We start from the raw sequence: 21,033 nt of genomic DNA, 5'->3' as shown, positions 1-21,033 counted from the left end.
TTGAAAGCACGTGCGGTCGGGCACGTGGTAGCACTGGGCACACAGGTCGGGTTCGTCCCCGCGGGCACGCTGCATGATGGACCGCGCCTCCCCGCACCGCCCACACTGCCGGGTCGGGGAGCGATAGCACCGCCGGCAGACTGGGCCTTCGGCCGTGATCGATTGAACGGGCGCCTCGGTTCCACACGAAATGCAGGCGCGGGCGGGTCTGGGCCTGCAGTGGTGACACAGCAGCGGACCGTCGGGAAGGCGGGCGGCGCCGCGTACCTCCCGGCCGCAAGTCGTGCAGTGGGGCATCGCCGCGGCGCGCTTGCAGTTGGGGCACACCGGGCCGTCCTCAAGCGCGGTGGTGCGGCGGGCTGGGCGCGCGCATCGTACGCAGGTCGCGTAGTGAGCCCGGCTGAAGCAGTTCGGGCACAGGCTTCGCCCCTGGTACTGCCGGCCCAGTTTTCGCGAAGGTTTGCCGCAGTCCGCGCAGACCGGCGCAGTGACACCGGGAATGCCGTGGTCGAGCAGCGCGTGCGCGAGCCGGACCAGCGCGAACGGCGCCGCCGTTCCCGGGCGGATCAGCGCGTCGGGGTGCTCAGCTAAGTGCCGGTCGAGGATGCCGACTGCAGCGCCGCGAATGACCGCCTCCTGCAAGACCTCCTCCAGGACCCTGCCGTCCAGGCCCGGTAGAAGCACGCGCAGACGTTCCCTGATCCGGGCCAAGCCGCCATGGGTTTTGCCCTGCCGGGTCACGTCAGGTCAGGGCGTCGGATCGTGGTGCGACGCGCTCGTGGCTGAGCTGGCGCCGCCTCGCCCGAAGTCTTGCGGATCTCCGCGTTGACGACCTTGACCTCCAATAGGTCGTTCGGCTGGCAGTTGAGGATGTCGCACAGTGCCGCGAGAGTGTCTACCGACAGTCGCTGAGGCGGCTGCGTCACCAGCCGGAACACCTGCTCTCGGGACAGGTGAACACCCCGCTCCGCGAGTAGCGGCACCAGCGCGGAGGTCTGGAACATGCCCTTCTCCGCCATACGCAGCCGTAGGTGCCACACCACGCCCATTTTGCGGATCACGCCGGCTCCTCCCACAGATCGCCGTGGCGTTCCTTCAAGGCCCGCTCCAGCAGCCGGTTGCGGTAGTCGTCCGAGACCCCGGTGTAGATCGCGGTGGTGCTGGCGTAGGCGTGACCGACCTGCTCCTGCACGAACCGCTCCGGATAGCCAAACTCGATCAGGTGAGTCACGTAGCTGTGCCGCAGGCTGTGCAGGTCGAGTTCATCGGGCAGTTCGGCAAGCTCACGGGCCGCGGTGAAGGCGCCGTTCAGGCCCCGTAGGGAGACGCGGCCCCGACGCTCGGTGACCCACAAGGCCGGGTGCTTTCCCGGGGAGAACCCGATGCGGGCCTCGCCGAGGTAGTCAGTGAGGATGCCGACGATCCAGTCCATTTCCGGAACCGTCAGCACGGTGCGGCGCTTGGGCGGACCGCCCTTGGACGCCTTGCCGAACCGTACGAAGATTCCGCCGAACCGCCCGTATGTCGGGACCTTCGGATTTCGCCGCAGGTCGACCAGGTCCAGTCCGCACGCTTCCTGGCGGCGGAGCCCGTACGCGTAGACGGCCTTGAGCATGACCGCGTCGCGCAGTGCAGCCAGCGCTCCCTTACGTCCGCGCTCGCGGATCGACTCCACCCTCTCGTCAGCTGCGTCGAAAAGTTGCTGGACCTCGTCGTAGGACAGTGGACGGCGCCCTGGCGAACCCTCGTAGATGCTGGTGTGGGTGATCGAGTTCCACTCGTGGAGGATCTGTGCTGGCTGTTGGCCGAACCGGTCGATACAGACCTTCGGCCACTCGTAGCGCTCGTCGGTGACGTACTCGCAGAACATGCGGATGGCGTTCTGGTAGTTGCGAGCCGTGGACACCGCGAAGTTCGGCCGCCGCGCCCGCAGGAAGTCGAAGAAGGCCTCAGCCTCGGCAGGCTGCCACTGCCAGGGGTACTGGTTCGAGAACTCCGCCAGCCGTCTCACCGCCGACAGACGCGGCTTGATCGTCGACTCGTAGTCGAGGAAACGCGTCCTTTGCTGCCGGGCCCAGCCCTCGAGCATCGCGGCGAACACGGCCGGCTCCGGATCGAGGTGCACCACCCCCCGAGCGAGCACCAGATGGGCAGCGCCTGCCAGATCCGTCGATTCGGTCACGTTGCTTCTAACGCAACAACGTTGAGACGGTTACGGACCGCAGGTCACAGCCCCTCGAAGCGGCACCGTGGCAGGTGTAGCGTGGCTCCCTCCCAGCAACGGCCGCCCGTGTCGTCCATGGCGAATGTTGCATCCGATGCAATATCGCCCACTTCAGGCAGTAGTGGTAGCGGCGGCGGCAGACCGGGCAGGTGCTGCGGGCGGCCATCGCGGCGTCGAGAGCACGCTCCTTGGCCAGCGTCATGACGATCTTCGGGAGCGCGGTGGTGGTGTCCCAGAGCCAGGCGCGGGTCGGGTGGATGCACGCCTGGCCGGGGCGGTAGGCGCAGTAGCGGCAGCGCAGGACGGCGACGGGGTCGTGCCCGCCGGGGCGCAGGCCTCTGTCACGGAGCTGTCTGCGGGTAACGAGGTGCGGCGGGCAAACGGCGCGGTCGAACTCGGGCAGGCCGGCGGCGCTGCGGGGTGGCGGTTTGCGTAACGGGTCACGGCGGCGGCGTGTACGAGTCCGGGGCATCAGGTCCACCAGGTGCCGGGCAGGCGGCGCGGCGGGAGCGGGCGGCGAGGGCCGGGCAGGGTCGGGCGGGGCCGGCCGATCCGGCGGCGCGGGCGGGGAATGAGCACGGGTCCTCCAGGGGGAAAGCGGCTGCGCCCGGCCGGAGACGTCCGGCCGGGCGCAGCTGGTGGTGGTGGGTGTGGTTCAGCGGGGTGTCGGGGCGGTGGTGGCCGGGGCGGTGTGGCCGGGGCGTGGACGCTGCGGCTGGTGTTCCGAGGCACCGCTGTGGACCTCGGTGCAGAGCATGAAGCCGAGGACCAGGCCGAGCACGCCCCAGACCCGGTGCTTGTTGATCGCCCACCAGGACGGCGGGGTCGGCTTGGTCAGCACGCCTATGACAGCCACGGAAATGGACTCCTATGTACGTCGGGGAAAGGCCGGTCGGCCTGCTCAGCCCTCAGCCGACCCCTGCGGGCGGGGAGTTGAGGGCTGGGCGGAGCGGCCGGACAGCAGTGAGCCCGGCCGAAGAACTTCTTCGGCCGGGCTCACTGCGGGTGGTGAGTTGGTCAGCTGAACCGGGAGGGCAGTTCCTCACCGGTCTTCGCATCCGTGAGCGTGCCCTCGGGTGAGACACGCAGCAGACGTGACGGCGCTGTGTCGCCCTTCCTCCAGTCCTCGTCTCCCAGCGCCACCCGAACCGTGATCGCCGCTGGCGGGTCCTCGATGGGCAGTGTGATCTCAGCGGGGTCCGGCCATGGGATGTGGGACAAAGCCTCCTGGCTGTCCGATTCCGTCTCGGCGCTGATGTGTACGTACTTGGAGGGAGCGGCGAGGGTTGGATTCAGGCTGATGACGATCTTGTCCTCCTCCCACTGCCAGTCGGCTGTGAGATCGGCTTTGGCCTTGCCGAAGGTGAGTTCCGACGTCATGTAGGACTTCCGGTCCGCGGCCGCCGCTCTGCGCTCGTCGGCTCGCTTTTCGCGCTGCTGCTCACCGTCTCGGGGGTTGGACCAGACGAAGGCCAGAGCGAGGCCGAGCGCGGCGACGGTCGCGATGACAGGCCACACGCGACGGTGTTCCTGTTCAGGCCCGGCCGCACGCCGTTCACCGGGCGGCGTGGGCGGGAGCCGGTCGGTGGGTTGGCTCATGCGAGGAGTCCTCCGTCGTGGGTTCGGTGATCAGTGATCGTTGAGCATGGTGGCGGTGCCGGTGACCGGGTCGAGGCGGATCATCTGTGCGTATGCACGCATGCCCTCTGTCCAGGTCTTCCCGCCAACGGACACGCGGACGGTGACCGGCGCGGCGGGATCGGCGACAGGCAGGCTGAGTTCGGGGGTCCGGGCGACCTCCTCGCCCGGGGTCCGTGTGGTGCTGGCTTTCGCTTCGCCGACATCGAGGCGAAGGAACTGCGCGGACGCTCCCTCCAGTCCAATGACGACGGTGCCGCTGGTCCAGTCGGCGTGGACTCGGGCGGTGACGCCGTCGATGGTCACAGGCGTGCCCGCCCGGCCCTTCAGCTGGCTGACAACGGTCTTGGTGTCCGTGGTCTGCGACGGTGTGTCCTCGCCGCCGCTGTTGATCCAGACCAGGCCAGCGGTGAGGCCGAGAGCGGCAACCGCCGCAGTGGCCATCGCCCGGCGGCGTGGCCGCGGCCGGCCCTCCTCGTCGTCCTCGTCGTCCAGCACTGCCGCTTCTTCGGGGTGCGGAGACGACGACGGGTGCGGCTGTACGGCCGGGGTGGCGGTGTGGCCCATGTGCGCGACGGTAGCGCGTAGCCGCGCTGCCTGACTCGGGGTTCCGCACAGATCAGCCACCAGGGCACGGGTGCTGACCCATGCCATCGCCTCGGAGGAGTTGACGCCGTGGCGGGCGATGTCCTCGCGCTCTCCGAGGGCGGCGATGTCGGCGGCCTCGGAGCACCGCCCTTCCTGTGCGGCTCGGAGCGCCGTCTCGTGCCGTACGTCGAGCATGTTGGGGGGCATCTCCCACCCCCACTCCTCCTCTTCCTCGATGTCGTCCAGGTCGCCCAGCAGGGTCTCCTGCTCAACTCCCAGCTCCACCACGTCCACCAGGTCCTCCACGGCCAGGGCGGAGTCCTGCTCCTGTGCGTACGCCTCCTGCGCCGCCCGGCGGCGGGACGAGGTGTCCGTCAGCCGCGCCTCGTCTTCGGACAGGGTGGTCTTCACGATGTCGATGTAGACCTCATCGCCGTTGGGCACCCGCCAGACGGCCTCACCGGGACCGAGCCGCGGAATCCGGTCAATGGCCCACTGAGGCAGTCCGAAGAGGGCGCCGACGACGGCGGCCTCTTCGGGGCCGAGCCGTCCGATGTGCACGACTTCGCAGAGCTTCAGCAGATCCCGTGCCACGCCGTCGCCGGTGTCGCTGACCGTGTGCATCAGGACGTCCAGCGACAGCGAGTTCTTCCGCGAGTTCTTCAGCAGCCGCTGAACCAGGCTGGCCGTGGCGGGAGACAGGAGGATCTGCCACGCCTCCTCCAGGACCAGGTGCCGGTGCACGGCGGTCGACTGGGGGAGCCAGATGTGCTCCACCCAGCACGTGATCGCGGCCATCAGGCTCGGAATGGCCGGGCTGTTGCGGTCGAGTCCGTTGAAGTCGAAGCTGATGATGGGCAGGTCGGCCGGCGGCAGCCCCGCGTCCTCGCCGTCGAAAAGCCCGCGCAGGCTGCCCTCGGTGTAGCGGGAGAGGGCGATAGCGACGCCGACGCCCCAGTCGGCCAGCCGGTCCGCTGGCCACCGCCCGTCTTCCGGCTCGGTGAGCGCGTCGGTCAGGCCGACCAGCGACGTGGCCTTGGGGCTGTTCATGGCGTGCTGGAGCGCGTGACCGGCCTGCGGTGTGAGGACGTCGGGTTCAACAGCGAGGATCAGCGAGCGGACCAGCTGCTCACGGACCGGCTCCGGGAGCTGGGTGGAGCAAGGGTTGAGGGTGAAGGTGCGGGCGTCGATGACGAGCCCGTCCATGTCGCGGGTCGTCGCCGCCCATTCACCGACGCCGTGCTCGCCGAAGCAGTCGATGACGACGTACTGGTGACCGTGGTGCAGGTGCTCCCGGCGGGACCGAACCTTGCCGGTGGTGCTCTTGCCGCTGCCCAGCCCGCCCATCCCCAGACTGTTGGTGGCGGGCAGCTTCTTCATGTCAACCAGGACGGGGGAGAGGCTGAACGGGCGCCCGTCCAGGAGGCTGACGCCGATCGGAATACCGGGGAACCGGGCACTGGAGGCGACAAGCGGCGCGGTGATCGCCACGTGAGTGCTGGGCAGACGGATCACAGGATGGCCCCCTTCCGGGTGCTGACGCCGTGGGCGGTGGTCATGACGTGCGCGCGGTGCTGCTGGCCGGTGAGCCAGTCCAGGCGGATACGGTGCCGGTCGGTGACCAGCGCCGCCTGGTGCTGCGCGTCGGCGACGGTGTCCGGGCAGGTGCCCCAGACCGTGAGGTAGGCGTCGAGGTCGACGAGCGTCCCGCCGTCGACCAGCACCGCGTGCGTGGTGCCAGAGGTACGGGCGTGTTCATCCGTCTTGACCTGGTCGGTCGTCGCGGCCAGTCCCAGCATGGTCTGCCACTTCGCGGAGCGGCGGGCAACGGCCACGGGAAGCGGCCGGTAGAGAGTAGCCAGGGAGCGGTCCTGGTCCTGGTTCAGGAGAAGCAGGGGCATGAGGTCGCCACCCGCCTCCGAGGGCCACCCGGTGATCCGGGCCGTGGAGGCGTAGCGGCCGTCCTCCATCGCGACCCAGCCGGGACCGCGCTCGATGACGACGGGCGGCGGATCGGGCGTGTGGGGGATCAGGTCGCCCAGCATGGCCAGCTCGTGCTCCAAGGTGTCCAGCACACGGGCGGGGGCGAGGCCCCGGGGGATGTGCACGGAGATCGTCTGGTGGTGGCTGGTGCCCTCGCGGACGGTGGCGTGGTGGGTGACGTGTACCTGGATTCCGGCGGCGCGGGCCTGATTGCCCGCGAACACGAGCGCGCGGCTGAAGGCGTCGTGCCATCCGGCGCGCAGGTAGGCGTCCTGCATGGTGCCGTGCTGCGGGTACAGGGTCCAGGTCTGGGTCGTGCCCGGCTGCCGGGTCATCGCCTCCGGTGCGGTGCGCTCGCGGACGCGCCGGTATCCGACCGCCGCCCACCGGGCGATCGAGCGGGGGCCGGGGGCGAAGTTGAGGACCAGGGCGGCGGCGCCGACCGCGCCGAGCGCGCCGAGCGGGGGCGCGGAGACGGCCAGGCCGGACAGCACGACACCGCCGGCAGCAAGGCCGTTGGCCTTGGTGAGCGCCACTTCAGTTGCGGAGAGGCCGCGTTGCAGTGCGGGGATACGAAAGCCGGGGGTGAGCGAGTACATCTGGAGACCTCCAGGAGGAACAGGGGGAAGGGTGAGCGGGCCGGGCCCCGCCGTGGTGGCGGAGCCCGGCCCAGGTGTGGATTGCTACGGGTTGGGCTGGGGGCCCGGGGCCGGAGGTGCTGCGGCCCCGGGGGCCGCTCCGGCGGGGGCGGTGCCCTGGGGTCGAGGCCCGGCCGGTGCTGCCGGAGGGCGGGTGCCCGTCGGCGGCGGTCCGGCCGGCCCCGTCTGTCGGGGTGCCCCGCCAGACGGTGAGCCAGCAGCGCGTGCCCGGCGGCGGGCCGCCGCGATCTGCGCCGTGCGCTCTGCGTTCTCCTCGACCTGAGCAATCGTCGAAGCGGTCGTCAGGCGTCCCGGCCGGTGCTGCCGCTTGAGCCCGTACGCGCCCGCGAGCACGTTGCGGTCCTGGTGGACCGCCCGGCCCGGGGTCGGCACCGTGCGCCGGCCCCGGGGGCTGGACTCCTCCTCGTACATGTCCGGCACCCCGGCCCGCATGACCGCGCGGGCGAAGGGGTTGTCGGTGCGGCGCTCCACCGCGCCGCGTGCGGCCAGCGCGATCCGCGGTCCCACCCACGGCACGCCGTGGACGATCATGCGGAGCATCAGGGCGTCGGCCACCAGGAGCAGCACTGTGTCCAGCACCAGCGACTTGTTGGTCAGCGTGGTGAAGGGCGTGATGAGCAGCAGGACGAACGGGGTGAAGATGAGGCCGAGGAGCCGGTTCATCCACAGCAGCACCGCGCTGTTGTTTCCCTCCCGTGCCAGCGAGGCCAGCACGAGCGGGCTCATGCACACGAACACGAGGATGCCGGGGGTCCGTGCGAGGTAGACGAGCCCGGCGAACGCCATGGTGACCACGAGCGCGCTGAGGATCAGCAGTTGCGCCAGTGGATTTCCCGCATCACCGCCTGATTCCAGATGTGCCTGGATGGCGCCGAACAGGGTCCCGGAGCCGTCGCCAAGGCCCTTCTTCATGGCCTTGGCGACGGCTGCGTTGAGGAGGTCGACGACGACGGGGACGGCGCCCATGATGGCGATCGCCACAATGGAGTAGCCCGTCGTGTGTCCGAGCTGCTTGAGGCGGGGCATGCCCTGCCATGCGGTGAGCCCGCACATCACCACCACGCAGATGAAGATCGCGATGGTGATGTGCTCGCCCAGCCAGAGCATCGGCTGGTACAGCTCACTGTCCTTGGTCGCCGGGGCGGACAGGGAGCCCGGGGCGACGAGGTCGGTGATGTTCTCGCTGAGGTTCTTCGCGAGGTCCTTGACCAGCTGGGATGCGCTGTCGACCATTCCGCCGCCCTGGTGCTCGTCGGGGATGGGGCGTTCGCCGCCGTCCCAGTCGCAGTACTCGCGGGCGGTGCCCTTGATCTCATCGCAGGGGTTGTCTGCCATCGGGATCAGACCTTGGCGTTGGTGACGGTCGAGAAGAGCGTGTCGCCGTACATCGCGAGGACCACCGCAACGAACAGCGTGCCGATGGCCAGACCGCCCTTGCGCAGCGCGCCCTTGGGGTCGCTCTGGAGCTTGAGCATCATCCCGACCGCGATAACCGCGATAACGGCGGCGATCGCCTTGGTGATCAGTCCGACCCCGGTCATTCCGATGGAGTCGAAGAAGTCCTTGAAGCCGCCACTCATGTCGGTACCGGCGGCGATGTTGAAGAGGTTTCGCATGTCAGATCTCCTTGTTGGTGTTCGGGGTGGGGCGGGTTACTGCGTAGAGGTCGGACATCATGTCCATGGGGTCGTACCGGACTTGGGTGCCCGGCTTGGGGGCGTTGAGGATGTAGCCGTTTCCGACGTAGATCCCGACGTGGTGAATGGTCTCGGCACTGTTCCCGTAGAAAACGAGGTCGCCGGGTCGGATCCGGCCGGGCTTTACCGGCTCGGATGCTTTGTACTGTGCGGCTGCCGTGCGGGGCAAGGTAATCCCCGCTTTGGCATAGGCGTAGAGGGTGAGGCCGGAGCAGTCGAATCCGACGATGCCCACGCCAGTCTTGCCGTTGGGTGAGCAGCAGATTCCGGTGCTTTCGCCGTTGGCGTTTCCGCCGCCCCATGAGTAGGGCTTGCCGATCTTTTCTTCGGCTGCGTTGATGACGGTTACGGCCTGATCGGTTGTGGTTGCCGTGCCTCCGCCGGGGTTTGAGTCGGCGGCGGCGCTGATGGTCTGTACGTAGTTCTGTGTCTCTTTGTACGGCGGGACGCCGTTGTATTTTTTGACGGCCCCGCTGCCCGCGTTGTAGGCGGCCAGCATGTTGCTGCGTTTGTCGCCGGGGACGTCTTTGACGTCTTCGGCGATGGTGCAGAGGTATTTCGCGGATGAGGGAATCGCGTCTTCCGGGTCCCATACATCGCGTTTGCCGTCGTTGTTGCCGTCTATTCCGTGGGATGCCCACGTGGACGGCATGAACTGGGCGATGCCCTGGGCTCCTACCGGGGACTTCGCTTTCGGGTTGAAGCCGGATTCCTGTTTGAGGAGCGCGGCCAGCAGATTGGGGCTGACTTCGGGGCAGGCATTGCCTGCTTCCTCGACCAGGTCCCGGTATTCGGCGGGCACGGACGCACCGAGTGCGGCGGTGCCGACGGGGCCGCTGTCGCCGCCGGCCTGGGCCAGGGCGCCGACCACGACGGCCGTGGTCGCCCCGACCCCGGCCAGGACGACTGTGGAGGCTCTCACAGGGGTTTTCTCCTTCCTTCGTGCTGGCTCACGCCGTCGTGGACGTTTGTGCAGCTCAGACGAACTTTTGGGTCCGGCTGATCGTCCGGTAGAAGTCCGGTAGGAGTCCGGTGGGGCTCTGGCGTGAAGCCGGTTCGCAGCCGGACTCCGCCGGACCGCCACCGGACCCGTACCGGACGTTCCGCCGGACTCTGCGGGGGTGTTCCGGGGGTCACGGGCGGGCACCCAGGGCGGCGGTGAGGTCGGCCAGCCTGTAGCCGCGCGGCCCGGTGTTGCCGTCCCTTTTCGCGCTCCTCACCCCGAGCATTTTCGAGAGCTTTTGCCCCGCCACTGATGGCTTCTCTTCATCGACTTCGACGTCCAGAAGTGGGGCGAGGTCGACGGTCGGAATGAAGTCGAGCCCCTTGTCCTGCATGATCTTGATCGCCTTTGTAAGGGGAGTTTCCGGGGCGGCGACAATTCGGTTCTGCTGGCGTGCGTGCGCTTCGTCGATGACTTTCCATACGAAGCTGGACGGGAAGTTGAATCCTCGGATCAGGGTGGATTTGCCGTGCGAGAAGAGAACGGCTTGACCCTTGATCTGCGGGTTCAGGAGCTGGGGCTTGATCGGCGACGTGGTGGTGAAGTAGGAGTCGCCGAGCGATACCTTTGCGGTGCCTTCCGAGTCGACGTAGAGGCAGATGCGGAGTTGGAGCTGGGACCTGACCAGAGTGGGAATGGCGTCCTTGTCGGGGCGCTGCGTCATCATGATGACCGCGACGCCGCATTCCAGGCCCTTTGATGTCACGTACCGGGATTTTTCCTCGACGCGGTGGAAGAGCTTTTTGGCTTCGGGAGATCCGGTGTTGGCGTAGAAGTCGGCCGCCTCGTCGATGATGAAGAGGAGAGGGCGGAACTTCGGCGGAGGCTGGCGCTTGAACTTCGCTTCCCTGCCTGCCTCGTACCGCTTGTCCACGATCGGGATGAGGAAGTCAAGAAGCTCTTCCAGGACTTCCGGATCACTGGACGACTCGTATCGCAGGGCGATCTTTGCGAAATCTGCGAGTCCGAGGAACTTTCCGTCCAGGAGGACCATGTCGAACTCGTCGCCGTAGGCGATGAGGAGGCAAGTGATGATCCCGCAGGCGAGGGTGGTCTTTCCCGTCTGCGACATCCCCGAGATGAGTACGGCCGTTCCTTCGAGCGTCGGCACTCCGGCGAGTTCGCCGGTGACGTCGTGACCGAAGGGAATTCCGTTGAACGCGCGGATGTCCTCCCGGCTGGGCTGGTCGAAAAGGTGGCTGAACGGCGGCTCCTTGAGGACCAGGAGCGTGACGTGGCGTTCGTTCGTCCGCGAGGTCTCCAGCTTGAGGTGGAGGCGGGTGACATCGAGCATCGAGGCGATCGGTCCGAGCCGGTCGGCGACCCTCTCGTGCGTTTTGCTCCTGGGCAGGAGGAATTTGTACTGGGTGCCGACGTCCAGGTGGCGTGTTTCGACATCGCTCAGCGCGATGATCTGGTCCTTCTCGATCGCCCCGGTGCGCACGAGCGCACGGGTCAGCTCCGGGTGGGCAGGGACGGATTCCTGCTCCTCCTCCAGGCCCTCGGACGGGGACGCCTGCTCGACAGCCGCAGACGTCTCCTTCCCGGCCGTGGACGGCTTCGCGGCGGGCTCACTGGCCCACCGGCGCTTGACGCTGTTCTTGATCCGCCAGGCCGCGTAGCCGAGTGCGATCAGGGTGCCGACGCACAGTGCGAGGGTGGCCGGCCAGGACAGGCCGAGCTTGTCCTTCACCGCGGCCAGCCCTCCGGTGACCATGACCAGGACGCCGATTCCGCCGGCGGCCTGGCCCCACATGTCGTCCTCGGCCTGGGCCTTGGACTTCCTCTTGCTCACGTTCCCCTCCCATCGTTGTGTCGTTGTATGTGCTGGTGAGGGTGCTCGCCGGGTCTGCTCTCCAGGTCTGCGCAACGGTCGTGCGCTCGCTGGGTCACTCGCCGGGTCTGCACCGGGTCGACTGCGTGCGTGTTCCGGCAGTCGCGACACAGCCCGGCCGCACGGGGCGGCCGGGCTGTGTCGTGTGTGCCGGAGCGTGCTGGGTCCCTCACTGTGTGAGGGTCGCTGACCAGCCACAACCCGCTTTTTCAGCGGGATGGCTGGTTCTGGGCGGTCCACCATCCTTCGTGATGAGGTGTCAGGTATTGCACTATTTGGTGACGTGCGGTCAGACCGCGCTGTCCTCGGGGTCGTCGGCGCTCTCGTCGTCGTGGTCCTCGGCACCCTCACGCTTGAGGAGGTCACGCCACGTGCCCCGGACCCGCTCCTGAGATGCCCTGAAACCGGCCTTGCGGAGATCGCGGTCGGCCTGGCGGCAGGAGGAAAGCGCGGGGTCCTGGTCGTGGCGCAGGTAGCGCAGCACGAGGTCGAGCTGTGCGTCGGTGAGCGTCACCCCGCGCCGGGGTGCGTCGACGCCCGCAACGGCTGCCATGTCCGCCAGGGTCGCGTCCATCGCCGCGTTCTTGTCCGGTGCGTCGCCGTCCGCGCCGGATGCGTCGGTGTCGCCGCTGACCTGCGCTGCGTCCCCGTTGCCGGGGCGCGCCGGGTCGAGGGCGGGTGCGCCGGTGACGCGGTCGAGTGCGGCGGTCAGCGCGGGCGCGGCAGGTGTCCAGCTCTCCAGGTCCGGGAGCGAGATGGCGGCCACGGACGCCGGCAGCGGCTTGTCCGTGAGCGTCTTCTCGGTGGTGGCGGCCTGGCCGTGCAGCGTCTCCGTCGTGGACTGCTGGGCCTTGAGTACGGTCTCGCGGTAGTGGGCTTCGGCCTTGGCGACGCGGGCGTCCAGCTCGGCGGCCACCTCCAGCAGCTCGACGCGGTGCGCGGCGTCGGCCTCCATGACCTCCAGGCGGTCCGCGACGTGCTGGCGGCGGGTGGCGATGGCCTGACGGGTGTCGGAGGAAACCGCCCGCCCCAGGGAGGGGAGGGCGATCCACCACGCCGTTTTGGTCGCGACGATCGCGACCGGGGTCAGGACGACCGCGAGGTCGAGCTGGGCACCGCCGCTGTTCGCGGCGAGGACCAGTTCGGCGGTGGGAATCGCGGCGTTAACGGCGGTGAGGACGAGCCCGGCGATCAGGACTCGCCGGGCGCGCTGCTTGTGGTTCCGGGCCAGGATCTCCGTCGCCTGGAACACCACCCACAAGGCGTCCAGCGCGCCGACGGTGGGTACCGCCCACCCGCCGAAGCGCGGCTCCAGGATGTCGTAGGACACGGCCACGGACAGGATCGCCACGGCCAGCGTGACCACCCCGAGCACGGCCAGGACCAGGCCCCGCGCGGTGACGCGGCCCGTCGTCTCCTTGACCTTCTCCATGTTCTCTCCCTAGGTGATGGTGTTGCGGGCGGCGTCTCGGACGTCCTGCTCGGCGTTGAACTGCGCGTACTCGGCGGCGTCGATGGCCTCGAAGTCGGCGTTCATCTGGTCCAGGTCCTGCTGGCGCTGTTCGGCGCGGGCGAGGATCTCGTCAAGCGGTTCCATGCCGTTCCTTCCGGGTCACGCGGGCTTGGGGAGGGCGCGGCAGGTCTCGGCGTGCTCCTGCGCCCAGTGGCGCCCGGTGCGCAGGTCGCGGCCGACGTAGCCGCTGGCGTCGAAGGTGCTCTCGCACCCCCGGCAGACGCCGCCGCCAAGGACGCCGCTGCACTCGGGGTCCTCGCTGAGGTCGACGGTGATGGTCGGGTCGGCCAGGGCCTTGCCCGCGTCGGTGAGGTAGCGGGCGATGACGCCCGCAGGCCAGGCGTTCTGAGTCATGGTGTGTCCTTCTGGGTGCGTGGGTGGGGCCGAGGCCAGGTGTCCGAACCGGAGGGCCGGCGGACCGTGACCCCGACGGGGGGGGGATCGTCAGGCGCCGGTGCTCAGGACCAGGCGGGCGATGCGGGCGGCGGGGAAGGCGAGGCGATAGCCCTTGCTGAGCTGGACCTCGATCCGGCTCCCGGCGTCCTCGATGCTCCGGACGATGACGGGGATGTCGGCCTGGCGGGCGGTCGAGATGGTGCGGTGCGGGGCGTGCTCGCCACGCCGGTAGGTCGTGCCGTCGGTGAGGAGCAGCTCGGTGATCTGGCTGGACATGGTGTGGTCCTTTCAGGCCGCGAGGGCGGCCGGTCGTTACCGCTTGTTGCGGTTCAGGTGCGCGTCCTGGAGGCGGGCGAACTTCTCCCACAGGCGGGCGCCGTCCGGGCAGGCGGGCTGTGTGGTGGTGCAGGTGCCGCAGTCGGCGGCGTGGTCGGCCCAGGCGCGGTGGGCGTCCATGTAGCGGGTGTAGAGGTCAGCGGGCACGGCAGGCTCTCTGTACGGCGGGCGCGGGGTGGATCGCGTCCACGGGGTGGCCCCGGTCCCACGCCCTGGCGGCCGCTGTCGAGGCGGCCGCCAGGAGCGCGAGGGTGAGCGGGTGCGCCAGGCCGTGGACGGTGAGGGCTCGGACCGCGAGATGCTGAGCGGTCCGAGCGGCGCGTATAGCCACTTACTTCGGGCGGTTCTCGCTGCGCTTGTTGGCCTCGCCGACCTTCTTCGACAGGTCCTCGCGGTCCTGCTGGTCGGAGAGGTCCTTGCACTCCGGCCTGGTCGCGGTGACGCCGGGCGGGCAGTCATGCCCGCCGCAGTTGAACCGCAAGCAGAGCGGGCACTGCTCCATCGCGGGCGGGCTGAGGAGGTTCAGGACCGGCTGACGCTTGTAGCCGGGGATCATCTCCTGGAGCGTGCGCCGCGCCCGGCGGCCGGCACTCGCGGCGCGGTCGTCGCCGTCGTCCACCAGCTGCTGCACGAGCCGGTGGAAGGTGTCGGTCTCGTCGCGCTCGAATCCGCGGCGGTTGTCGCCCTCGGTCATGTCGTCGGCGAGCCCGGCGCGGGGCGCGGTGAGGGTCGATGCGATGCTGGTCATGCGCTACTGCCCTTCGAGAGAGGGTGGTTGCGAAGACGCACCCCCGGGCTTAGGCCCCCGGGGGTGCGTCGCTGTTCGGGGCGGTCCTGCTGCCCCCCGCGAGTCGCCGTACCAGAGATGCGGTACGGCGGCCACGGGTAGCACAGGGCTACGTACATACGGTTCGCGGCCTCTTCCGCCGTGAGCGCCCGCCTTGTCGTGCTGTGAGGGAGGCGGGGTGCCCTCGGTCCCGACGCGGGCTCTCTCCTCCGGGTGGACCACATCCGAAGAGTCCTGGAGCGCGGGGCGTCGGTTCTTTTTCGTCGCGCAGGGTGTCCACCCTCCGTACTAGCCCCCGGTGATGAGCACCGGCCGTTACAGCACCAGTCGCAGCTGACGCTGCGCCCGGGGGCCTACGTGTGGACTGCCACCACCCGTGGTGATGGCTCCTCGCGACGGTTCTCCACTCACCTCCGGCCGGTGTCATCACGGCCGGTACTGCGGTGGTGGATCCACTGTGGAGTTCTCAAGCAACAAGCGCTTCCTTTGGCCCCTTCGCAGGGGACACTCCGGGCGCCCTCAACTTCGTGTCCGAAGTTGAGGGCACGACAGTAACCTCGGACACGAAGTGAAGTCAACTACCTCGGACACGAAGTGGGCCGCCCCGTGCGGCCCCTGACGCCGCGCCAGGCGCGAAGACGCACCCGTGCTGTTACTTCGGACACGAAGTTGGTAGGGTCTGCGCCATGTCTCAGTCCTCCGCGGAGCCCCAGGCGCTCCCACCGATCCGGCGTATCGCCGATGACCTGCGGCGACGTATCGCCGCCGGTGAGTTCATGCCTGGCACCCGGTTGCCGAGTACGAAGCAGCTCGCTGATGCCTACTCGGTAGATCCGAAAACGATCTACCGATCCGTCGCACTGCTGAAGGAGAGCGGCCAGGTGGTTAGTCGGCAGGGTGCCGGCGTCTACGTGCCGGAGCCGCGCGCCGCGATCCTCCGTGAGCCGCAGCAGCGCTACCAGTGGGAAAAGAACCGAGCGCAGCTACCGCTGGCGGAACGCCAGGAGACCGGCACCGGCGAGTACGACACGGGACGGCGGCGCGACGAGCTCGACTTCCCGGCGCAGTTCTCAAAGGTCGCCGCCTCGCCCGACGTCGCAAAGCGCATGGAAATCGCCTCCGGCACCGAGCTGCTGCGTCGGCTGTACCGGACGACAGTCCGCGAGGAGAAGGCCCCGCTCTCGCTCATCACGTCGTACATCCCGTACGACCTCGCAGCGAAGAACCCGGATCTCCTGGACGAGGGGCGGGAGCCGTGGCCTGGCGGGACGATGCACCAGCTCAAGACTGTCGGCGTTGAGATTGACCGCATCGTGGACGAGTCGCACTCACGGCCCCCCACCCTGGAGGAACAAGCCGCACTTCAGCTCACCAGCGGGTGGCCGGTGGTGGAGCTCCACAAGCTCTCGTACTCCACCGAGGATGTGGTGGTGGAGTACAGCCAGGTGATCCTCCCCGGCGATCGCACCACTCTGCGCTACACCGTCCAGCTCGAAAGGTGGACCCCATGAGGATCTCCATCCTGACCGCCGTACACCCCGGCGCCCTGCCCTACCTCGGTGCGGCGTACGCATCCCTCAATGCCCAGGCCCTGCCGGACGGCTGGGAGTGGGAGTGGTGTCTCCAGGAGGACGGCTCCGGCGTCGCCGCGCGCGAGGCGCTGCCCAACCCGGACGACCCGCGCATCCGCATCGGAGCGTCTCGCAAGGGCGGTCCGGCCGTGGCCCGCACCATGGCGTTTGCTCGGTCCTCGGGCGAGCTGGTCAAGGTGCTGGACGCAGACGACGAGCTGACAGTCGGCGCACTGGCGCGGGACATCGGCGCGCTGAATGCTCACCCGCAGATCGGATGGACGACAAGCCGCGTCCTCGACCTGATGCCGGACGGCTCGCTGCTCGGATTCGAGGGCGACCCCCCGGCGGGGCTGATGGCGCGGGGCGCGGTGCTCGCCCACTGGCGTGAGCATCACCGCGCCCAGGTGCACCCCGCCACCCTGTGCATGCGCCGGGACCTGGTGATGCTGCTGGGCGGCTGGATGGCGCTCCCGGCCTCCGAGGACACCGGACTGCTGACGGCTCTCTCCGTGCTCAGCGAGGGCTATTTCACCCCGGAGCCGGGGCTCCGGTATCGAAAGCACCCGGAGCAGAGCACCGCCCACCCCGATCACAGCAAGGGTGCCGAGTGGGCGGCCCGCATGTCCATCATCGAGGCCCGCGCCGATGCCCTCGCCGCTCTCCTCGACCGGAGTTGACGCACCGTCAGATCTGCTCCACTCTCGGCCCTACCAGCATCCAGCAGAAGGAGTGCACATGACGACCAGCACCCCGACGCCCCCGCCCGGCGCACCACGATTCGTCGCGATGAGCACGGACGGCAGTAGGACCGTAATCGCGGATTCCCCCGCACGTGACGCAATCACCCTCGCCCTCGGCGCAATGGCACAGACCGTTGCTGCCGATGGAAAGGAATTCACGGCTGATCTCTGGGCCCCCTCGGATGGCTCGCCCGCAGAATGGCGGTACGACGGCCCCAAGGTTTTCGGCGGGACGACCAATTCGGCCGTGACCGAAGAAATCGACCCGGCCTTCTCTGCACGCGATCAGCGGGAATTCGACCAGCGGATGCAGGTGCTCTCAGCGGCCCTCGGCCGCGCGGGGATCACCGCAGCCGCTGCGGAGGTCGCCAGCGTCGCCCGGCCGCTGAGCGGCGCCAGCACGCGGCAGATAGTGCAGTGGCTCGACTCTGCCCGCCCGCAGTGATCTGACCACCGTCAGTGACAGGATGGACGCCATGATGCCGCCCTAGAAAACGCGAAGCGGGTCCCGTCGCCACAACGGGACCCGCTCCCAAGCAATCGACCCGCAAGCCACCAAGCAATTGAGTCGTGTCCGGTGAGGTGACCTCGCCGGGGGTGAAGCCCGAGGCCCCATCAGGGGTCCGCGTGGTCACCTCTACCCACAATACGGGTCCCGCCACGCGGGACGCCACCACCAACAGGTCACATCTGCCGGCCACGACTCCCCGAACAGGGGAGACCCACCCGCCATGCACCACTCGCCCCACCCTCGCCGCCGGCCCCCGGCGGTTCGTAGGCAGATCATCGAACGCCGCTCTCAGTCGGTGACTCGATGAGCACGCAGGATGAACAGCAGGTTGAGCTGCACCCGCCCGTGGATGACGACGGGTGGCACGCGTCGCAGGTCCGCGACTGGATCGCCGTATCGCCTGAGCTGAGCGATTCCGCGATCCGCCTGTACATGATCTTGCGCGCCCTGGTGATCGAGAAGCGCGGCCCGGTGCGCAAGCTCACACTGTGGGAGCTGTGCCACCTCTTGCCCAAGAAGCCAGTCGGGCCGGGGGAGAGGCCCGAGCCGTCGAGCGTGTCCCGCATCAGGAATCTGCTGCGCGAGCTCACGAAGATCGGGCTGGTGACGACCCCGGAGGGCCACCGTCTGACCACGTCGTCCCGCGCTCTGGCGGCCGGACGCGGTCTGCGCATCCGCATCAACCTGATGCCGGTCAAGAGCTACCAGGGCCCGCGCAACGTGTTCGACGTCCTCGACGAGATCCGGGAAGCGGCCGAGTCCTCAGCCCGGCGGGCACGCGCCCGGGAGCTGGAGCTGGCCGCTGCAAAGCGGGCGGAGAAGGCGGCTCGAAGTGCGGGTCAGATTTCTAACCCGGGGGGGGCGGGTCAGATTTCTGACCCGCTGGGTCAGATTTCTAACCCGTCTGGTCAGATTTCTGACCCGCACTTGGGCGCTGACCTCGAAGATCGCGTCCTCCCGCTCAGTCCTCCCGCTCAGTCCTTCCGCTCAGACGTGACACCTGCCTCCGTCCGTCCATCCGTGCAGGTAGAGAGCCCGCGCGATGCGCGGACGGACGGACGGGGCGGCGGCATCGAGGAGGACCAGGAGGACGGGCCCGTACCGGCCGTGGGCGGCACGGCGGACCACGGCACGGCCGGTGCCCCCGTTCCGGACGTCGGGCCGGAGGCAAAAGGCGCAGCAAGGGCGGGGGGTGGTCCGGCCGGTGGTGTGGTGCGGGTCGACTCCCGGGGTGTGCGGCTGCTGATGGAGGCGGCCGACCGGGAGACCCTGAACGATTTGCGGGTGCGGGGGACCGCGCTGCGCGACCAGGGCCTGATGGTCGACGGGCTGCTGGAGGCCGGGCACAGCGTCTGGACGGTCCATGAGGTGATCGCCCTGCCGATGCCCGACCCGATCACCACCTCCCGCAGCGCCGTGATCTCCGGCCGTCTGCGCAGGCTCGCCGGAATGCCCCCGGCCGTCATGCCCCTGATGAGCCCGGGTGCTCCTCAGCAGACGATGCCCGCTCAGCAGGCGCCCTTGCCCCGGCCGCGCTGGGAGGACGCCCCCACCCCGACCCCGCCGGAGTGGTCCGACCGCCAGGCCCAGACAGCACCGCAGACGGACTGCGCGGGCGACGACGGCTTGTGCCCCAAGCTGGCCGTCGTCGGTGAGACCCTGTGCGCCGCCCACCTCGACTGGCCGTTGTGCCCTGGCCACGACGGGCAGACCTGCACCACCCGCACCCGCACCGGCGACCAGTGCGCCATCTGCGCCCACGACTCCCTCTACGCCCGCATCGACGCCGAGCTGCCCGTCACCGAGACCGACGACGGCACCTGCCCCGGCCACACCGGACCCTGCGGCCGACCCGTCGTGGCGTCCGGCCTCTGCCGCCGCTGCCGCGTCGCCTCCCAGGCCGACCGCGACCGCATCGAGGCGGAGTGGCACGCCGCCCGTACCGCCGCCGTCGCCGCCGTCGCAGCACACGAGGGACACACCGTCCACCAGGAGCACCAGGAGCAGGAGCACCAGGAGCAGGAGGACCAGGAGGGCCAGGACCTCACCGAGCGGCACAGGGCGGCGGCACTCGCGCTCAAGCTGGACGAGGAAGCCGCCTACCAGGAGGCAGCCGACCGCGCCGAGCAGCACAGGCAGGATCTCGACCGTGCCGCCCGCAAGCAGGCCGCCGACGAGGAAACAGCCCGCATCCGCGCCGAGCTGGCCGCGCAGTACCCGGACCTCGCAGCCGTATCCGCATCCACCCAGGAAGCCCAGGAAACCCAGCAGCACGCCTCCGCGCCGTTCTAAGCCGCGATCTCCCGCCCCGGACCCCCAGGTCCGGTCCGGGGCGGAGATCGGCTCTCAGCAGCCCGTACAGACGATCACCACCTGAGAGGACCCCGTCGTGGGAGAGATCGAGGACGCCATCGAGCGCGCCGGCCAGGAGGCGTTCACCCGGCCGCCGCCCAAGACCCTCCAGGGCCGCATCAACTACCTGATCCGCCAGCTCGGCAGCGCGCGAGCCGTCGCGGCGGAAATCGGCGTCACCGCGGACTCCGTCAACCGCTACCGGCGCGGCGCCCGCAAGCACCCCCGGCCCGACGTCGCCGCCCGGATCGACGCCGCCGTACGGCAGCGCTGGCAGCCCCAGGTACGAAAGCGCCGGCAGCGCCAGGCCGCCACCACCGGCGGAATCACCGTCGAGACCCGCGCCCGATTCGGATATACCGCGCCCGTGGGAACCACCGACGACGGACGGTTCCGCCGCCTCACCGTCAATCTCCCAGCCCCGTACGCGCGACGGCTATTCGACGCCCACGACGCCGGAGCAGGCGAGCAGCAAATGAAAAACATCATTGCCGAAGGGTTCAAGGACGTCTATTTCCAAGACGGCGGAAGCCGCGCCACGGGAATTTCAGACGTCGCCATTAGCGAGATTGACTATCTCGATCTCGGTTACTGAAAGAATTCCCGACCCTGGAATTCGAAGAACCGGCGACAGGCACCCCGCACCTTCGGGATGGGGTGCCTGTTCGTTCGGGATGCTACCCGTGCATCAGTTGATGCACCGGGCCCGGGAGGGGGTAGCCGTCCGCTCGTGATCCCACCCGCGCATCACGTTGATACACGACCCCCCAGAGGGTGTCACCCAGTTCCGCCAACAGCACATGTGCATCAGACGAATGCAGTCGGCCGTGGCGCCCCCAGGGCTCGTTACCGCAGTACGAGCCGACACCCGGTCAGGCCGACAGCCCGTCACCCCCCGGCCGGGGGAGGGGGGTGAGCCCGAACCCCAGCATCCACACAGGCCAGGCCTGTGATACACCGCCACCCTGACCCCTAGCCAGCCCGGCGGAGCCGGAGGGCGGGAGCGCAGCGGACGCCCCGCCACGGAGCGCAGCGGAGAGGCGCACAGAATTCCCGCTTGCGGGAATTCAATTCACGCGAAGCGTGAATACCCATAAACCGCGAAGCGGTTTATCAAAGGCGCGAAGCGCCTTTAGAATTCGCGAAGCGAATTCCCTCACTTCCAGGCGCGCCAGCGCCTGGTTACCCGCTCCGCGGG

At 69.0% G+C, this 21,033-nt stretch carries 22 protein-coding genes; 5 read left to right on the top strand and 17 right to left on the bottom strand.

Going from position 1 to position 21,033, the window contains the following annotated elements; all coding sequences use genetic code 11:
• Positions 1-737 precede the first annotated feature (737 nt).
• The 17 genes from ACF1FZ_RS32530 to ACF1FZ_RS32450 all read right to left on the bottom strand — a co-directional run bounded on the left by ACF1FZ_RS32530 (position 738) and on the right by ACF1FZ_RS32450 (position 14,619).
• The gene (locus ACF1FZ_RS32530; protein WP_391776982.1) at positions 738-1,061 is read right to left on the bottom strand and encodes a helix-turn-helix domain-containing protein; all 324 of its coding nucleotides are present in this window, start codon (positions 1,059-1,061) and stop codon (positions 738-740) included.
• Positions 1,058-2,182, bottom strand: coding sequence for a tyrosine-type recombinase/integrase (locus ACF1FZ_RS32525; protein ID WP_391776981.1), 1,125 nt, complete (start codon positions 2,180-2,182; stop codon positions 1,058-1,060). Before ACF1FZ_RS32525 ends, ACF1FZ_RS32530 begins: the two co-directional genes overlap by 4 nt.
• Before the next feature lie 7 nt (positions 2,183-2,189).
• On the bottom strand, positions 2,190-2,696 hold the full coding sequence (locus ACF1FZ_RS32520; RefSeq protein ID WP_391776980.1) for an RRQRL motif-containing zinc-binding protein: 507 nt from the start codon (positions 2,694-2,696) through the stop codon (positions 2,190-2,192).
• Positions 2,697-2,879: 183 nt separating this feature from the next.
• On the bottom strand, positions 2,880-3,080 hold the full coding sequence (locus ACF1FZ_RS32515) for a hypothetical protein (protein ID WP_391776979.1): 201 nt from the start codon (positions 3,078-3,080) through the stop codon (positions 2,880-2,882).
• 161 nt (positions 3,081-3,241) lie between these two features.
• On the bottom strand, positions 3,242-3,823 hold the full coding sequence (locus ACF1FZ_RS32510) for a hypothetical protein (RefSeq protein ID WP_391776978.1): 582 nt from the start codon (positions 3,821-3,823) through the stop codon (positions 3,242-3,244).
• A gap of 30 nt (positions 3,824-3,853) precedes the next feature.
• Positions 3,854-5,965 carry a hypothetical protein gene (locus ACF1FZ_RS32505; RefSeq protein WP_391776977.1) on the bottom strand — a complete coding sequence of 704 codons (2,112 nt, stop codon included), beginning with the start codon at positions 5,963-5,965 and terminating at the stop codon, positions 3,854-3,856.
• Positions 5,962-7,032, bottom strand: coding sequence for a hypothetical protein (locus ACF1FZ_RS32500; RefSeq protein WP_391776976.1), 1,071 nt, complete (start codon positions 7,030-7,032; stop codon positions 5,962-5,964). Before ACF1FZ_RS32500 ends, ACF1FZ_RS32505 begins: the two co-directional genes overlap by 4 nt.
• A gap of 84 nt (positions 7,033-7,116) precedes the next feature.
• Entirely contained in the window at positions 7,117-8,427 is a 1,311-nt protein-coding gene (locus ACF1FZ_RS32495) for a hypothetical protein (protein ID WP_391776975.1), read from the bottom strand.
• Between the two features lie 5 nt (positions 8,428-8,432).
• Positions 8,433-8,708 carry a hypothetical protein gene (locus ACF1FZ_RS32490; RefSeq protein WP_360791233.1) on the bottom strand — a complete coding sequence of 92 codons (276 nt, stop codon included), beginning with the start codon at positions 8,706-8,708 and terminating at the stop codon, positions 8,433-8,435.
• A 1-nt stretch (position 8,709) separates the two neighbouring features.
• Positions 8,710-9,711 carry an NlpC/P60 family protein gene (locus ACF1FZ_RS32485; RefSeq protein ID WP_391776974.1) on the bottom strand — a complete coding sequence of 334 codons (1,002 nt, stop codon included), beginning with the start codon at positions 9,709-9,711 and terminating at the stop codon, positions 8,710-8,712.
• Between the two features lie 211 nt (positions 9,712-9,922).
• Positions 9,923-11,587 (bottom strand): FtsK/SpoIIIE domain-containing protein, encoded by a 1,665-nt coding sequence (locus ACF1FZ_RS32480; RefSeq protein WP_391776973.1) that lies wholly within the window; start codon positions 11,585-11,587, stop codon positions 9,923-9,925.
• 328 nt (positions 11,588-11,915) lie between these two features.
• Positions 11,916-13,058, bottom strand: a complete 1,143-nt coding sequence (locus ACF1FZ_RS32475; protein WP_391776972.1) for a hypothetical protein — start codon at positions 13,056-13,058, stop codon at positions 11,916-11,918.
• Between the two features lie 9 nt (positions 13,059-13,067).
• On the bottom strand, positions 13,068-13,223 hold the full coding sequence (locus ACF1FZ_RS32470) for a hypothetical protein (protein ID WP_391776971.1): 156 nt from the start codon (positions 13,221-13,223) through the stop codon (positions 13,068-13,070).
• A 15-nt stretch (positions 13,224-13,238) separates the two neighbouring features.
• A complete protein-coding gene (locus ACF1FZ_RS32465) occupies positions 13,239-13,493 on the bottom strand; it encodes a hypothetical protein (protein ID WP_391776970.1) in 255 nt (84 codons plus the stop codon).
• 90 nt (positions 13,494-13,583) lie between these two features.
• Positions 13,584-13,811, bottom strand: a complete 228-nt coding sequence (locus tag ACF1FZ_RS32460; RefSeq protein WP_391776969.1) for a hypothetical protein — start codon at positions 13,809-13,811, stop codon at positions 13,584-13,586.
• Between the two features lie 36 nt (positions 13,812-13,847).
• The gene (locus ACF1FZ_RS32455) at positions 13,848-14,018 is read right to left on the bottom strand and encodes a hypothetical protein (RefSeq protein WP_391776968.1); all 171 of its coding nucleotides are present in this window, start codon (positions 14,016-14,018) and stop codon (positions 13,848-13,850) included.
• Positions 14,019-14,202: 184 nt separating this feature from the next.
• Entirely contained in the window at positions 14,203-14,619 is a 417-nt protein-coding gene (locus ACF1FZ_RS32450; protein ID WP_391776967.1) for a hypothetical protein, read from the bottom strand.
• Positions 14,620-15,344: 725 nt separating this feature from the next.
• Here ACF1FZ_RS32450 and ACF1FZ_RS32445 point away from each other — a divergent pair.
• The 5 genes from ACF1FZ_RS32445 to tpg all read left to right on the top strand — a co-directional run bounded on the left by ACF1FZ_RS32445 (position 15,345) and on the right by tpg (position 20,430).
• Entirely contained in the window at positions 15,345-16,169 is an 825-nt protein-coding gene (locus tag ACF1FZ_RS32445; RefSeq protein ID WP_391776966.1) for a GntR family transcriptional regulator, read from the top strand.
• Positions 16,166-16,909 (top strand): glycosyltransferase, encoded by a 744-nt coding sequence (locus ACF1FZ_RS32440; RefSeq protein ID WP_391776965.1) that lies wholly within the window; start codon positions 16,166-16,168, stop codon positions 16,907-16,909. Before ACF1FZ_RS32445 ends, ACF1FZ_RS32440 begins: the two co-directional genes overlap by 4 nt.
• A gap of 58 nt (positions 16,910-16,967) precedes the next feature.
• Positions 16,968-17,417, top strand: a complete 450-nt coding sequence (locus ACF1FZ_RS32435) for a hypothetical protein (RefSeq protein WP_391776964.1) — start codon at positions 16,968-16,970, stop codon at positions 17,415-17,417.
• Between the two features lie 369 nt (positions 17,418-17,786).
• The gene (locus ACF1FZ_RS32430) at positions 17,787-19,775 is read left to right on the top strand and encodes a hypothetical protein (RefSeq protein WP_391776963.1); all 1,989 of its coding nucleotides are present in this window, start codon (positions 17,787-17,789) and stop codon (positions 19,773-19,775) included.
• 97 nt (positions 19,776-19,872) lie between these two features.
• On the top strand, positions 19,873-20,430 hold the full coding sequence (tpg, locus tag ACF1FZ_RS32425; protein WP_391776962.1) for a telomere-protecting terminal protein Tpg: 558 nt from the start codon (positions 19,873-19,875) through the stop codon (positions 20,428-20,430).
• Positions 20,431-21,033 lie beyond the last annotated feature (603 nt).

Origin of the sequence: Streptomyces sp. NPDC014623 (assembly GCF_043088245.1) — a bacterium.
Taxonomy (GTDB): Bacteria; Actinomycetota; Actinomycetes; order Streptomycetales; family Streptomycetaceae; genus Streptomyces.
This window is presented reverse-complemented; position numbering and strand designations above follow the sequence as displayed.

What these genes read in the sequence shown, in the direction of transcription:
- ACF1FZ_RS32520 (WP_391776980.1), bottom strand. Translation starts at nt 2,696, where the DNA reads ATGCCCCGGACTCGTACACGCCGCCGCCGTGACCCGTTACGCAAACCG.
- ACF1FZ_RS32510 (WP_391776978.1), bottom strand. Translation starts at nt 3,823, where the DNA reads ATGAGCCAACCCACCGACCGGCTCCCGCCCACGCCGCCCGGTGAACGG.
- ACF1FZ_RS32500 (WP_391776976.1), bottom strand. Translation starts at nt 7,032, where the DNA reads ATGTACTCGCTCACCCCCGGCTTTCGTATCCCCGCACTGCAACGCGGC.
- ACF1FZ_RS32495 (WP_391776975.1), bottom strand. Translation starts at nt 8,427, where the DNA reads ATGGCAGACAACCCCTGCGATGAGATCAAGGGCACCGCCCGCGAGTAC.
- ACF1FZ_RS32490 (WP_360791233.1), bottom strand. Translation starts at nt 8,708, where the DNA reads ATGCGAAACCTCTTCAACATCGCCGCCGGTACCGACATGAGTGGCGGC.
- ACF1FZ_RS32475 (WP_391776972.1), bottom strand. Translation starts at nt 13,058, where the DNA reads ATGGAGAAGGTCAAGGAGACGACGGGCCGCGTCACCGCGCGGGGCCTG.
- ACF1FZ_RS32470 (WP_391776971.1), bottom strand. Translation starts at nt 13,223, where the DNA reads ATGGAACCGCTTGACGAGATCCTCGCCCGCGCCGAACAGCGCCAGCAG.
- ACF1FZ_RS32465 (WP_391776970.1), bottom strand. Translation starts at nt 13,493, where the DNA reads ATGACTCAGAACGCCTGGCCTGCGGGCGTCATCGCCCGCTACCTCACC.
- ACF1FZ_RS32460 (WP_391776969.1), bottom strand. Translation starts at nt 13,811, where the DNA reads ATGTCCAGCCAGATCACCGAGCTGCTCCTCACCGACGGCACGACCTAC.
- ACF1FZ_RS32450 (WP_391776967.1), bottom strand. Translation starts at nt 14,619, where the DNA reads ATGACCAGCATCGCATCGACCCTCACCGCGCCCCGCGCCGGGCTCGCC.
- ACF1FZ_RS32445 (WP_391776966.1), top strand. Translation starts at nt 15,345, where the DNA reads ATGTCTCAGTCCTCCGCGGAGCCCCAGGCGCTCCCACCGATCCGGCGT.
- ACF1FZ_RS32440 (WP_391776965.1), top strand. Translation starts at nt 16,166, where the DNA reads ATGAGGATCTCCATCCTGACCGCCGTACACCCCGGCGCCCTGCCCTAC.
- ACF1FZ_RS32435 (WP_391776964.1), top strand. Translation starts at nt 16,968, where the DNA reads ATGACGACCAGCACCCCGACGCCCCCGCCCGGCGCACCACGATTCGTC.
- ACF1FZ_RS32430 (WP_391776963.1), top strand. Translation starts at nt 17,787, where the DNA reads ATGAGCACGCAGGATGAACAGCAGGTTGAGCTGCACCCGCCCGTGGAT.